Source organism: Pseudomonas sp. PDM17, from assembly GCF_014851985.1.
In the GTDB taxonomy this organism is placed as follows: Bacteria; Pseudomonadota; Gammaproteobacteria; order Pseudomonadales; family Pseudomonadaceae; genus Pseudomonas.
In genome coordinates this window covers 348,213-361,814 of sequence record NZ_JACVAT010000005.1, presented here as the reverse complement: position 1 = coordinate 361,814, position 13,602 = coordinate 348,213, and the positions used below count along the sequence as shown (strand labels likewise).

Sequence of the window (13,602 nt, the reverse complement as noted above, 5' to 3'; positions counted from 1 at the left end):
TCCATGCCAACCAACCATCTCAGCATTCTGGTGGTCGACGACGCCAAGTTCTCCAGCGCCATGATTGGCCGCGCGCTGAGTCAGGCCGGCTATCAGAACGTGCGCTTCGCCAGCAGCGCCAGCGAAGCGCTCGACCTGCTGGAAAAGGAGCCGGTGAGCGTACTGCTCGCCGACTGGCTGATGCCCGAGATGGACGGCCTGGAGCTGACCGCGCGGGTACGCCAGCTCGACGAGAGTGGCGACCACTACACCTACATCATCCTGCTCACCGGCAAGGAGGGCGACAACGCCCTGGCCGAAGCCTTCGACCGCGGCGTCGATGACTTCGTCAGCAAGTCGGCAATGAACGAGCAACTGGTGCCCCGCGTACTGGCCGCCGACCGCCTGAGCAACACCCTGCAGCGCCTGCTGATGGAAAACCGCCTGCTCACCCAGAACATCACCAGTCTGGAAGAGCGCAACCTGGTGGACAGCGCCACCGGCCTGGGCAACCAGCGCTACCTGAAGCAGAAGCTGGCCGACAGCATCCGCCAGGTGGAATCCCGCGGCGGCGCGGTGTGCTACATGCTGATCGGCCTGCCGGAGCTGGCCGAACTGGGGCAGAAGCACGGCCAGTCGTTCCAGAACGAACTGCTCCATGGCGTCGCCCGGCGCCTGCAGCAACTGGTGCGGCCGCTGGATGTCCTGGCGCGTATCGATGACCAGCACTTCGCCCTGATCACCCTGCTCGAAGACCTGCAGGAGTGCTCGCCGAGCAGCTTCCGCCGCCTGCACGAAGGCCTGAACCTCAAGGCCTTCAAGACCAGCGAAGGCTTCATCACCCTCAAGGCAGGCATCAGTCTGGTGGGCCTGGACGCCAAGGCGCTGCCCCTGGAAGTCGAGCACCTGATGCAGCAAGGCCGCGCGCTGCTGCCCGATGCCTTCGCCAGCGGGCGAATCAACGCCAGCCGCCTGACCGGCCTACGCTAAACTTCGCGGTAAGCCCCCGAAACCGCGAAGTTCCTCCCATGACCTGGACCATCCTCGGCGCCGGCAGCCTCGGTTGCCTGTGGGCCACCCGCCTGTCCCGCGCCGGCCTGCCGGTGCGTCTGCTGCTGCGCGACCGCCAGCGCCTCAACGCCTACCGCACCCTCGGCGGCGTCACCCTGGTGGAAGACGGCCGCGAGAGCCTCTACCCGATCCCGGCGGAAACCGCCGCCCAGGGCGCGCCGATCCAGCGCCTGCTGCTGGCCTGCAAGGCCTACGACGCCGAGTCCGCCGCCGCCAGCGTGGCCGCGCGCCTGGCACCCGGGGCCGAGCTGATCCTGCTGCAGAACGGCCTGGGCAGCCAGCAGGCGGTCAGCGCTCATCTACCCCGCGCCCGCTGCCTGTACGCCTCCAGCACCGAAGGCGCCTTCCGTGAAGCCGACTTCCGCGTGGTGTTCGCAGGCGTCGGCCAGACCTGGCTGGGCGACGAACAGGGCGGCCCCGAGCCGGAATGGCTGGCCGACCTGCGCCGCGCCCAGATCCCCGCGCAGTGGAGCGACGACATACTCGAACGCCTGTGGCGCAAGCTGGCGCTGAACTGCGCGATCAACCCGCTCACCGTGCTGCATCAGTGCCGCAACGGCGAGCTGGCCAGCCATCCCGCCGAAGTCGCCGGGCTCTGCGACGAGCTGGGCCAATTGCTCCATGCCGCTGGCTACTCCGCCGCCGCACGGGAGCTGCAGGGCGACGTGGAGCGGGTGATTGCCGCCACCGCAGCGAACTTCTCGTCCATGTACCAGGACGTCGCCAAGGGCCGGCGCAGCGAGATTGCCTACCTGCTCGGCCACGCCTGCCGCGAGGGCGACCGCCGGCACCTGGCACTGCCGCAACTGCGCGCCCTGCACGAGCGCCTGCGGGCCTGTCTGGTGGCCCGCGGATTGCCCGACAACTGATGGCGGGCTACCCTGCCCGCCTCCCCTGTTTTTCTCTTTGACGCGCCCATGCCTTCACCCATGAACCTGCGCCAGCGCCTGGAAGACCTGCCGGTCGGCCAGAAAATCCTCGCCGCCCTGCTGGTGCTGCTGGCGACCGTGATGCTGGTGGCCAACCTCGCCTTCATCAGCGCGGCCTACTGGATTTCCCAGGACAGCGTGGCGCCGCAAGCCCTGCAGACCATCGGCCGACTGATCGCCAACCCGGCGCTCAGCGAGCCGGCACTGTCCTCGCCGACCCAGGCCCAGGTGCTGCTACGCCAGTTGGACGACTACCAGCCGCTGCGCGCCGCCGCGCTCTACGACAGCAATGGCGAGCGCATCGCGCAGACGCCGAGCAACGGCCCGGTGGCGCTGCCCGAGCGCCTGGACCACCTGGAGCGCTGGCGCCAGCACGAATACCGTCTCAATGCACTGTTCGAGCTGCCCCAGGCCGGCCGCAACAGCGGCTACCTGCTGCTGGTGGCGAGCAGCGAGCTGCCCGGCGCTTTCTACACCGGCACGCTGACCGCCAGCCTGGTGATCCTTGCGGTCTCGGTGCTGCTCTGGCTGCTCATCGCCCAGCAGATCCGCCGCCTGATTACCCGGCCTATCCGCAGCCTGGAAGAGCTCTCGCGCCAGGTCACCCGCGAGGAAAACTATGCCCTGCGCGCCGAGCGCGGCAACGCCGACGAGATCGGCCGTCTGGCTGACGCCTTCAACACCATGCTGACCCGCATCGAGGCCCGAGAGCAGCAGCTCAAGCGCGCCCGTGACGACGCCCAGGAAGCCGTGGAACAGGCCCAGTCGCTGGCCGAGGAAACCCGCCGTTCGAACCGCAAGCTGGAGCTGGAAGTCCAGGTGCGCAGCAAGATCGAGAAGAAGCTCACCGGCTTCCAGCACTACCTCAACAGCATCATCGACTCCATGCCTTCGGCGCTGATCGCGGTGGACGAGCAGCTCTACGTCACCCAGTGGAACCAGGAAGCCAGCCAGCTCTCCGGCACCAGCCTGGACGATGCGGTGAACCAGCCGGTGTTCCTTGCCTTCCCGTCGCTCAAGCCCTTCCTGCCGCAGCTCACCCGCGCCGCCGAGCAGCACAAGGTCGAGCGCGTCGAACGCGTCACCTGGGCCCTTACCGACGCCCCGCGCCACTACGCCCTGACCTTCTACCCGCTAATGGGTGGGACCGGCCGTGGCGCGGTGATCCGCATCGACGACATCACCGACCGCCTGGGGATGGAAGAGATGATGGTGCAGTCGGAGAAGATGCTCTCCGTCGGCGGCCTCGCCGCCGGCATGGCCCACGAGATCAACAACCCGCTGGGCGCCATCCTGCATAACGTGCAGAACATCCGCCGGCGCCTGTCGCAGGAGCTGCCGAAGAACCTCGAAGTGGCCGGCGAAGTGGGCGTGCGCCTGGACGACCTCAACCACTACCTGGAAGCGCGGGAGATCCCCAAGCTGATGGATGGCATCCAGTACGCCGGATCCCGCGCGGCGAAGATCGTCACCCACATGCTTTCCTTCAGCCGCCGCAGCCACCGCCAGATGGCGGCCTGCGAACTGCCGGCGCTTCTGGAGCAGGCGGTGGAGATTGCCGGCAACGACTTCGACCTCACCGGCGGCTTCGACTTCAAGTCGCTGGAGATCGTCCACGAATACGACCCACGCCTGGGCCCGGTGCCGGTGATCGCCAACGAAATCGAACAAGTCCTGCTCAACCTGCTGAAGAACGGCGCCCAGGCCATCCACCTGCGCGACGACGAAGAGGAAGGCGAATACGGCCGCATCACCCTGCGTACCCGGCTCAATCCTCCGTGGGCGGAGATCCACGTGGAGGACAACGGCTGCGGCATGCCGGAGAACGTGCGCAAGCGCATCTTCGAGCCCTTCTTCACCACCAAGGAAGTCGGCCAGGGCACGGGGCTGGGCCTGTCGGTCTCGTACTTCATCGTCACCAACAACCACAAGGGGCAGATGGAGGTGCAGTCCGAACTGGGCGTGGGCACCTGCTTCACCATCCGTCTGCCGCTGGCCGCCGAGATTTCCCCATCGCTGACGCTTTTGGCGCAGGGCGACAAGGAGCATTGAGCCATGGGCAATCGCCTGTCGAAGATCTACACCCGCACCGGCGATGCCGGCGAAACCGGCCTGGCCGACGGCCGCCGCGTGCCCAAGCACCATCCGCGGGTGGAAGCCATGGGCGCAGTGGATGAGCTGAACAGCCACCTTGGCCTGCTGCTGGCCGGGCTGCACGAAGCGCGTAGCAGTGCGCTGGAAGAGGTGATTGGTGTATTGGCGCCGATCCAGCATCGCCTGTTCGACCTGGGCGGAGAGCTGGCGATGCCGGAATACCGCGCGCTGAACGATGCCGAAGTGGAGCGCCTGGAGCAGGTGATCGACCGCTGGAACGAGGAGCTCGGGCCGCTGAAGAACTTCATCCTGCCCGGCGGCTCACGCCTGGTCGCCCTCGCCCACCTGTGCCGCGCCCAGGCACGCAACGCCGAGCGCCGCTGCCAGCAGCTGAATGCCGAGGAACCGCTGGAAGGCGCGGGCCTGCGCTACCTGAACCGCCTGTCCGATCTGTTGTTCGTCGCCGCACGCTTCATCGCCCGCCGCCAGGGCGTGGAGGAGATTCTCTGGCAGGCTGCCGAAAAGCCCGCCTGACCGGGCTCTGCAGGATGGCGTGGGCGAGGCGATACCCCTCGCCGCCCCGCGCAAAGTGCCTATCAGCCTTCCGCCTTCGGCCAGAACGCACGAATACCCGCCACGCCCTGCGCACCCGCCTGCCAGGCGCGCTCGAGATCCTGCGGGCCGACACCACCGAGCAGGAACACCGGCTGGTTGAAGCCATCGATCAGTTCTGCCGCTGCCTCCCAGCCCAGCGCCGGCTCGCCCGGATGGCTCTCGGTGGGCTGCACCGGCGACAAGGTGACGAAGTCCACACCCATGCGCACCGCCAGCTCCAGCTCTTCGGCGCTGTGGCAGGACGCCGCCAGCAGGCGCTCGCGGGGGAACGGCCGGCCGTTGGGTGCGTACTTGCGCAATTGCTCGGACGTCAGGTGCCAGCCGGCCGCCGGAAAATCTCCCAGCCACTCCAGCGGGCCCTTGAGCATCAGCTGCGCCTTGCCGGCGCACAGGCCCTGCACGTCGACGGCGAGGTCGCGGTACTCGGGGCTGTACATGTTCGGCGCGCGCAGCTGGATCAGACGGATGCCACTGGCGACGGCAGCGCGCACGCCCTGCACCAGTTGCGGGATTTCCAGGCCATCAGGCGTGATCAGGTAGCGATCCGGCAGGCGCGCGGCCTGCACGATGGGCTCGTTGGCCGCCGGGAACTCGTAGTCCGGCAGGTCGCGGGGGGCGACCCAGGCCAGCGGCTGGCCCTCGGCGCCATGGGGCGCGCCGGAGAAGGCAGAGACTTCCCAGACATCCAGCAGCACGTGCTTGTCGCTGTAGTCATGTTGCACACGGATCAGCGGGCGGGCCTGCTCGACGTCGATGCCAAGTTCTTCCTTCAACTCGCGGGCCAGAGCGACCTGCACTGCTTCACCCTCTTCCACCTTGCCACCGGGAAACTCCCAGAGACCGCCCTGGTGCTTGTCGTCCGGACGACGGGCGATCAGCACCCGGCCATCGAGTCCGCGAATCACGGCGGCGGCGACATGTACTCGTTTCACAGTGCTACTCCTCAATCCGATTCAGGCAGGGCCCGCGCAGACGGGCATTCTACCGTCATTGGCGGCCGGGTTCAGGCGCGTTCGACCATCGCCGCGTCCAGCCAGGGACGGAAGGCCGGCCAGGCATAGATCGCATCGACGTAGTTCTGCGCCTCGATGGGCAGGGTCACGCAGTAGCTGCGCAGACGCGTGGCAATGGGAGCGTAGAAGGCGTCGGCAATGCTCGCGTGGCCGAACAGGAACGGACCGTCCTGGCCGAACTGCTGGCGGCACAACGCCCAGAGCTCGACGACACGGGCGATATCCGCCTCCACCGCGTCGGGCACGTTGGTCAGCGGCTGGTTGCGCTGGATGTCCATGGGCATGTGCGAACGCAGCGCCATGAAGCCGCTGTGCATCTCGGCGCAGACCGAGCGGGCCAGGGCGCGGGCCGCTTCGCCACGGGGCCAGAGGTGGGCTTCGGGGAAGCGTTCGGCGAGGTATTCGGCGATCGACAGGGAATCCCAGATCAGCCCGTGCTCGCACTTGAGCGCCGGCACCTTGCCGCTGGGCGAGTGCTCGCGGATGCGCCGCGAGATGTCCTGCCCACCGAGGGGAATGAGGATTTCCTCGAACTCGGCGCCGGTGAGCTGCATGGCCAGCCAGCCGCGCAGGGACCAGGAGGAGAGGTTCTTGCTGCCGATGATCAGGGTGAGGGACATGGATGCGATGCTCTTGAGGGTCAGTCAGGAGACCTTAGAGCGCGGCAGCCATGAAAACAAATTCCCGATTTTCATCTATCGATGAAAATCGGGAATGCGAGGTGTGACGAGGCGCCGGCACGGTCTCCGCGCCAGCGCTTACGCGTCGATCAGGTTCGGTATTCCGCGTTGATCTTCACGTACTCGTGGGACAGGTCAGTGGTCCAGATGGTCTCGCTGCAGGTGCCGCGGCCGAGATCGATGCGGATGGTGATCTCTTCCTGGGCCATGACTTTGGCACCCTGGTCCTCGGTGTAGCTGGTGGCGCGACAGCCACGGCTGGCGATGGCCACGTCATCGAGGAACACGTCGATCAGGCTCACGTCCAGGTCCGGCACGCCGGCACGGCCGACAGCCGCGAGGATACGGCCCCAGTTCGGGTCGGAAGCGAACAGCGCGGTCTTGATCAGCGGCGAGTGGGACACGGCATAACCGACGTCCAGGCACTCCTGGTGAGTCGCGCCGCCATTCACCTGCACGGTGACGAACTTGGTGGCGCCTTCGCCGTCGCGGACGATGGCCTGGGCCAGTTCCATGGAAACTTCCAGCACGGCCTGCTTCAGCGCGGCGAACAGCGCGCCGCTGGCAGCGGTGATCTCCGGCAGCGCGGCCTGGCCGGTGGCGATCAGCATGCAGCAGTCGTTGGTGGAGGTATCGCCATCGATGGTGATGCGATTGAAGGACTTGTTCGACGCGTCGCGCAGCAGGTCCTGCAGCACGCCCTGGGCAACCTTCGCGTCGGTGGCGATGTAACCGAGCATGGTGGCCATGTTCGGCTTGATCATGCCGGCGCCCTTGCTGATGCCGGTAACCGTGATGGTCACGCCGTCGTGCTGGAACTGGCGGCTGGCGCCCTTGGGCAGGGTGTCGGTGGTCATGATGCCGGCAGCGGCGTCGGCCCAGTTATCCACAGACAGGTTGGCCAGCGCGGCAGGCAGCGCGGCTTCGATCTTCTCGACCGGCAGCGGCTCGCCGATCACCCCGGTGGAGTACGGCAGCACGGCATTTTCCGGCACGCCGGCAAGCTCGGCCAGCTTGGCGCAGGTGCGGGTGGCGTTGACCAGGCCCGGTTCACCGGTGCCGGCGTTGGCGTTGCCAGTGTTGGTCAGGAGGTAGCGCACCGGCCCCAGGAAGCGCTTGCGCGCCAGGATCACGGGAGCGGCGCAGAAGGCGTTGGTAGTGAACACACCAGCCACGGTGGAGCCTTCGGCGCAACGCATCACCACGATGTCCTTGCGGCCGGGTCGTTTGATGCCGGCAGAGGCGATGCCGAGTTCGAAACCGGGGACCGGGTGCAGGGTGGACATGGGGCCGAGACCAACAGCCATGTGGCGCGCTCCTATCTAGTCAGTGAATCAAGTCAGTGAAACGAATCAGTGAAGCAGATGAGAAAAACGCCGCGAGCGGCAGGGCCGGTCGCGGCGTTGGTATCAGGGGCGGAAAGCGTTATTCCACCTGACCGTGGCAGTGCTTGTACTTCTTGCCCGAACCGCAGGGGCACGGCTCGTTGCGGCCGATCTTCGGTTCGTTGCGGACGGGTTCCATCGGCACTACGTTGTCAGCCGGGATTTCACCCTCTTCTTCCGGCTCGCCGGTCACCTGGTCCATGGACGGTGCGGCAGCATGCTGGAACTGCATGCGCTTGGCCATTTCCTCGGCTTCGCGGCGCAGGCGGGCTTCTTCTTCGGCCGGGTCTTCGCGGCGAACCTGGACGAAGGACAGCACGCGGATGGTGTCGCGCTTGATGGAGTTCAGCAGTTCCTGGAACAGGTTGAAGGACTCGCGCTTGTATTCCTGCTTCGGGTTCTTCTGCGCGTAGCCGCGCAGGTGGATGCCGTGACGCAGGTGATCCATGGTGGACAGGTGGTCCTTCCACAGGTCGTCCAGCACGCGCAGCAGCATCTGCTTCTCGAAGGTGCGCAGGGCTTCTTCGCCGGCGAGCTCTTCCTTCTCGTTGTAGGCAGCGACCAGCTCGGTGAGGATCTTCTCGCGCAGGGTTTCTTCGTAGAGCTTCTCGTCGTCGTCCAGCCACTGCTGGATCGGCAGTTTGAGGCCGAAATCGCTGTACAGCGCAGCTTCCAGACCGGCGACGTCCCACTGCTCGGGCAGCGACTGCGGCGGAATGTGTTCGCTGACGGTGTTGTTCAGGGTCTCTTCGCGGAACTCGGTGATGGTCTCGCCGATGTTGTCGGCCGCGAGCAGGGTGTTGCGCATGTGGTAGATCACCTTGCGCTGCTCGTTGGCGACGTCGTCGAACTCCAGCAATTGCTTGCGGATGTCGAAGTTGCGGCCTTCGACCTTGCGCTGCGCCTTTTCGATGGCGTTGGTCACCATGCGGTGCTCGATCGCCTCGCCCGGCTGCATGCCGAGGGCCTTCATGAAGTTCTTCACCCGGTCGGAGGCGAAGATGCGCATCAGGTGGTCTTCCAGCGACAGGTAGAAGCGGCTGGAGCCCGGGTCGCCCTGACGGCCGGCACGGCCGCGCAGCTGGTTGTCGATACGGCGGGATTCGTGGCGTTCGGAGGCGATCACGTGCAGGCCGCCCGACTCGATGACCTGCTGATGACGCTTCTGCCAGTCGGCCTTGATCTGCGCGACCTGCTCGTCGGTGGGGTTCTCCAGCGCGGCGACTTCCACTTCCCAGTTGCCGCCCAGCAGGATGTCGGTACCACGACCGGCCATGTTGGTGGCAATGGTGACCGAGCCCGGACGACCGGCCTGGGCAATGATCTCGGCTTCCTTCTCGTGGTACTTGGCGTTCAGTACCTTGTGCTCGATGCCGGCGTTCTGCAGCAGCTGCGAAACGTATTCGGAGGTCTCGACCGAGGCGGTACCCACCAGGATCGGACGACCCAGCGCCTGGCACTGCTGCACGTCGGTGATGATGGCGGCGTACTTCTCGTCCTGGGTCAGGTAGACCAGGTCGTTGAAGTCCTTACGGGCAACCGGACGGTGGGTCGGGATCACCACCACGTCGAGGCCGTAGGTCTGGCGGAATTCGAAGGCCTCGGTGTCGGCAGTACCGGTCATGCCGGCCAGCTTGGTGTAGAGGCGGAAGTAGTTCTGGAAGGTGGTCGAGGCCAGGGTCTGGCTCTCGGCCTGGATCGGCAGATTTTCCTTCGCCTCGATGGCCTGGTGCAGGCCTTCGGAGAGGCGACGGCCCGGCATGGTACGGCCGGTGTGCTCGTCGATCAGCAGGACCTGGTCGCCCTGGACGATGTATTCCACGTTGCGGTGGAACAGAGTGTGGGCGCGCAGCGCGGCGTAGACATGGGTCAGCAGGCTGAGGTTGTGCGCCGAGTAGAGGCTCTCGCCCTCGGCCAGCAGGCCGTTCTGGGTCAGCAGTTCCTCGACGTAGGCATGGCCCTGTTCGTTGAGTTCGACCTGGCGGGTCTTCTCGTCGATGCTGTAGTGGCCCTGCTGGGTCACCTGGCCTTCGACTTCCTCGATGTGGCGTTTCAGGCGCGGGATCAGCTTGTTGATCTTGATGTACAACTCGGAGCTGTCTTCGGCCTGGCCGGAGATGATCAGCGGAGTCCGCGCCTCGTCGATGAGGATGGAGTCCACTTCGTCGACCACGGCGAAGTTCAGTTCACGCTGGAACTTGTCTTCCAGGCTGAACGCCATGTTGTCGCGCAGGTAGTCGAAGCCGAATTCGTTGTTGGTGCCGTAGGTGATGTCGGCGGCGTAGGCGGCGCGCTTCTCTTCCGGCGGCTGGAACGGGCTGACGATGCCGACGGTCAGGCCCAGGAACTCATACAGCGGGCGCATCCAGTTGGCGTCGCGGCGGGCCAGGTAGTCGTTCACGGTGACCACGTGCACGCCTTTTCCGGACAGGGCATTCAGGTAGACGGCCAGGGTACCCACGAGGGTCTTGCCCTCACCGGTACGCATCTCGGCAATCTTGCCTTCGTGCAGGGACATGCCGCCGATCAGCTGGACGTCGAAGTGACGCATGCCCATGACGCGCTTGCCGGCCTCACGGGCGACGGCGAAGGCTTCCGGAAGGATCTGGTCGAGGGTCTCGCCCTTGGCGACGCGTGCCTTGAACTCTTCGGTCTTGGCCTTCAGTTGCTCATCGGAAAGCGGGACCATCTGGGGCTCGAGTGCATTGATGGCCTGGACCTGCTTGGCCATGCGCTTCACTTCGCGCTCGTTCTTGCTTCCAAAGAGTTTTTTCAACAAAGGCGCAAACATATCGACTGGGTCATCCGAACTGGAGAATTGGAGGGCTGCCCGACTGGCTGGCCGCGGCGCGGAACGGCAATGAAGCGGGCATTCTACCCGGAAACTTCCGGGAAAAAAGTGCCGAAGTCATCCTCCGAAGCTTCGCATTCTGCGAGCTTGGGGGCAATGCATGGACCGACAACTTTGAATCCGAGTGGGTGATATGGTGACGCAGCCGGATAACTTCAAGGGTGGACGGTGGCCTCTGGCCCTGAGTGCATCTGTTACCATCCTTCTTCATTCACTCCCGGTTGCTTTCGATGGCCTTCCGTACCCTGCCCGCCAAGGCGATGACCAAGCTGCTGCGCGAAGCCAAGCCGCTGCAGTCGCTGTTCGCCCAGGCGCAGCGCCTCTCGCGCCTGCAGGAACTGCTCGACTCGCAGTTGCAGCCCGCCGCGCGCCCCTACTGCCGCGTCGCCTCCTGGCGTGAGGGCAGCCTGCTGCTGGTCGTCACCGACGGTCACTGGGCCACGCGCCTGCGCTACCAGCAGAACCGCCTGCTGCGGCAGCTGGCCGCATTTGAGGAGTTCAGGGGCCTGGCGCGCATTCTGTTCAAGGTGCAGCCGGTGATCCAGGCGCCCACCCGAGTGAATACCAACCGCATCACCGAGTCCGCCTCCGCCACCCTGCACGAAGCAGCCGAGGGCATCAGCAATCCGCAGCTCAAGGCCGCCCTCGAGCGCCTCGCCAGCCGCAGTCGCAAGTCGCCGGAAGCGGACCAGGAATAAAAACGCTGGAATAAAAAAAGGCCACCCGAGGGTGGCCTTTGAAGTTGTAGCTGAAAGGAGGAGGTTTCCTTATACGGCCGCAGCGGGTCGCATATAGGAGATCGGCGCAGTCTTGGCGTCCTCGAAGGTCACCACTTCCCAAGCGTCCTTGTCTGCGATGAGGGTACGCAGGAGACGGTTGTTCAGGGCGTGACCGGACTTGTAACCGATGAACTCGCCGATGAGGCTGTTACCCAGCAGGTACAGGTCACCAATGGCGTCCAGAATCTTGTGCTTGACGAACTCGTCCTCGTAACGAAGACCGTCTTCGTTGAGCACTCGATACTCGTCGACCACGATGGCGTTCTCCACACTGCCACCCAGAGCCAGGTTCTGGGAACGCAGCATCTCGATGTCACGCATGAACCCGAAGGTACGGGCGCGGCTGACTTCCTTCACGAAGGAAGTGCTGGAGAAATCCACCACGGCTTTCTGGGTGCGACCACGGAAGACCGGGTGATCGAAATCGATCTCGAAGCTCACCTTGAAGCCGTCGAACGGAACGAAGGTGGCGCGCTTGTCGCCCTCTTCCACCGTAATTTCGCGCTTGATACGGATGAACTTCTTGGCCGCTTCCTGCTCTTGCAGGCCAGCGGACTGGATCAGGAATACGAAAGGACCTGCGCTGCCGTCCATGATCGGAACTTCCGATGCGGACAGCTCGACATAGGCGTTGTCGATACCCAGGCCGGCCATGGCCGAGAGCAGGTGCTCCACGGTATCCACCTTGATGTCACCCTTGATCAGGGTGGTCGACATGGTGGTTTCGCCGACGTTCGAGGCCCGGGCGGGAATTTCCACCACAGGGTCGAGATCGGTCCGGCAGAACACGATGCCAGTATCGACGGGAGCCGGCTTCAGGGTCAGGTAAACCTTTTCCCCGGAGTGCAGGCCGACACCGGTCGCCCGGATGATGTTCTTCAAGGTGCGTTGTCTGATCATGGCTTTGGCCGCTTTCGCGCAAGTTGCGAACTGTTGTCAACAATGGGCGGCGATGATAGCAGAACCGCCCTTTGCTGAACACCAATCACATTGATACTCCTGATAAATCGACTCAATCGGCCTGACGACGCAGGAAGGCCGGGATGTCCAGATAGTCGAGATCGTCCTGCGGGTTCAGCTTGGCCGCGGTGGCTGCGCCGCCGTGGTTCTGGTTGCGCATGACGGTCGGACGGTCCAGGTCACGGTAGTTCACCGACTGCTGCTCGCGCTGAACCGGAGCCTGGGTGCTGACGGCCTGGGTCTGAACGGTGTTATCGACGACCTTGACCGGTTTCTCCAGTCGAGCGCCCAGGCCGGTGGCGACCACGGTGACGTGCAACTCGTCGCGCATGTCCGGATCGATCACGGTACCCACTTTCACGGTGGCGTGCTCGGAAGCGAATTGCTCGATGATGTTACCCACGTCGGAGTACTCGCCCAGGGACAGGTCGGGGCCGGCGGTGATGTTCACCAGAATGCCGCGGGCGCCCTGCAGGTTAACGTCTTCCAGCAGCGGGTTGCGGATCGCGGCCTCGGTAGCCTCGCGAGCGCGGTTCGGGCCGCTGGCGCAGCCGGTACCCATCATGGCCATGCCCATTTCGCTCATGACGGTTTTCACGTCGGCGAAGTCGACGTTGATCATGCCCGGGCGCTTGATGATGTCGGAGATACCGCGAACGGCACCGGCCAGTACATCGTCAGCCTTGGCGAAGGCGGCCAGCAGGCTCGCGTCCTTGCCCAGGATGGTCAGCAGTTTTTCGTTCGGGATGGTGATCAGCGAGTCGACGCTTTCAGCCAACGAGCGGATGCCCTCGTCGGCGATCTGCATGCGCTTGCGACCTTCGAACGGGAACGGACGGGTGACCACGGCCACGGTGAGGATGCCCATTTCCTTGGCAACCTCGGCAATGATCGGCGCAGCACCGGTACCGGTACCGCCACCCATGCCGGTGGTGATGAAGACCATGTCGGCGCCTTCCAGGACTTCGGCGATGCGCTCACGGTCCTCGATGGCGGCCTGACGGCCTACTTCAGGGTTGGCGCCAGCGCCCAGGCCCTTGGTCACACCCGGGCCGAGCTGCAGCACGGTACGCGCGGCGATGTTCTTCAGCGCCTGCGCATCGGTGTTGGCGCAAATGAATTCGACGCCATCAACGTTGTTCTTGGCCATGTGGTTCACGGCGTTGCCGCCGCCACCACCTACGCCGATCACTTTGATGACTGCTGTTTGCGGGACGTTATCTACCAGTTCAAACATTTCCCCTCT

11 protein-coding genes are annotated in these 13,602 nt (G+C 64.9%); 5 read left to right on the top strand and 6 right to left on the bottom strand.

The window, feature by feature from the left end; translation table 11 throughout:
- Positions 1–3 precede the first annotated feature (3 nt).
- Genes IB256_RS19900 through IB256_RS19885 form a run of 4 tightly spaced genes read left to right on the top strand, consistent with a single transcriptional unit; the run spans position 4 to position 4,607 of the window.
- Positions 4–969 (top strand): response regulator, encoded by a 966-nt coding sequence (locus IB256_RS19900; RefSeq protein WP_192289943.1) that lies wholly within the window; start codon positions 4–6, stop codon positions 967–969.
- Between the two features lie 38 nt (positions 970–1,007).
- Positions 1,008–1,919, top strand: a complete 912-nt coding sequence (locus IB256_RS19895) for a putative 2-dehydropantoate 2-reductase (RefSeq protein ID WP_192403780.1) — start codon at positions 1,008–1,010, stop codon at positions 1,917–1,919.
- Between the two features lie 60 nt (positions 1,920–1,979).
- Positions 1,980–4,031 carry a sensor histidine kinase gene (locus tag IB256_RS19890; RefSeq protein WP_192403988.1) on the top strand — a complete coding sequence of 684 codons (2,052 nt, stop codon included), beginning with the start codon at positions 1,980–1,982 and terminating at the stop codon, positions 4,029–4,031.
- Between the two features lie 3 nt (positions 4,032–4,034).
- Positions 4,035–4,607, top strand: a complete 573-nt coding sequence (locus tag IB256_RS19885; RefSeq protein ID WP_081517502.1) for a cob(I)yrinic acid a,c-diamide adenosyltransferase — start codon at positions 4,035–4,037, stop codon at positions 4,605–4,607.
- A gap of 62 nt (positions 4,608–4,669) precedes the next feature.
- On the opposite strand, the gene IB256_RS19880 is transcribed toward IB256_RS19885, so the two are convergent.
- From IB256_RS19880 to secA, 4 genes are all read right to left on the bottom strand, one after another.
- The gene (locus IB256_RS19880) at positions 4,670–5,620 is read right to left on the bottom strand and encodes a Nudix family hydrolase (RefSeq protein WP_192289947.1); all 951 of its coding nucleotides are present in this window, start codon (positions 5,618–5,620) and stop codon (positions 4,670–4,672) included.
- A gap of 71 nt (positions 5,621–5,691) precedes the next feature.
- Positions 5,692–6,321, bottom strand: a complete 630-nt coding sequence (locus IB256_RS19875) for a glutathione S-transferase family protein (protein WP_081517500.1) — start codon at positions 6,319–6,321, stop codon at positions 5,692–5,694.
- A gap of 149 nt (positions 6,322–6,470) precedes the next feature.
- A complete protein-coding gene (argJ, locus tag IB256_RS19870; protein WP_081517499.1) occupies positions 6,471–7,688 on the bottom strand; it encodes a bifunctional glutamate N-acetyltransferase/amino-acid acetyltransferase ArgJ in 1,218 nt (405 codons plus the stop codon).
- A gap of 118 nt (positions 7,689–7,806) precedes the next feature.
- Complete coding sequence (gene secA / locus IB256_RS19865) at positions 7,807–10,557, bottom strand: preprotein translocase subunit SecA (protein WP_192289949.1); 2,751 nt, start codon at positions 10,555–10,557, stop codon at positions 7,807–7,809.
- Positions 10,558–10,847: 290 nt separating this feature from the next.
- Between secA and IB256_RS19860 the strand changes: the two genes are divergently transcribed.
- The gene (locus IB256_RS19860; RefSeq protein WP_192403779.1) at positions 10,848–11,315 is read left to right on the top strand and encodes a DUF721 domain-containing protein; all 468 of its coding nucleotides are present in this window, start codon (positions 10,848–10,850) and stop codon (positions 11,313–11,315) included.
- A 69-nt stretch (positions 11,316–11,384) separates the two neighbouring features.
- Here IB256_RS19860 and lpxC read toward each other — a convergent pair whose 3' ends face one another.
- Complete coding sequence (gene lpxC / locus IB256_RS19855) at positions 11,385–12,296, bottom strand: UDP-3-O-acyl-N-acetylglucosamine deacetylase (protein WP_045209632.1); 912 nt, start codon at positions 12,294–12,296, stop codon at positions 11,385–11,387.
- 112 nt (positions 12,297–12,408) lie between these two features.
- Positions 12,409–13,593, bottom strand: a complete 1,185-nt coding sequence (ftsZ, locus tag IB256_RS19850; RefSeq protein ID WP_017518095.1) for a cell division protein FtsZ — start codon at positions 13,591–13,593, stop codon at positions 12,409–12,411.
- Positions 13,594–13,602: the final 9 nt, after the last annotated feature.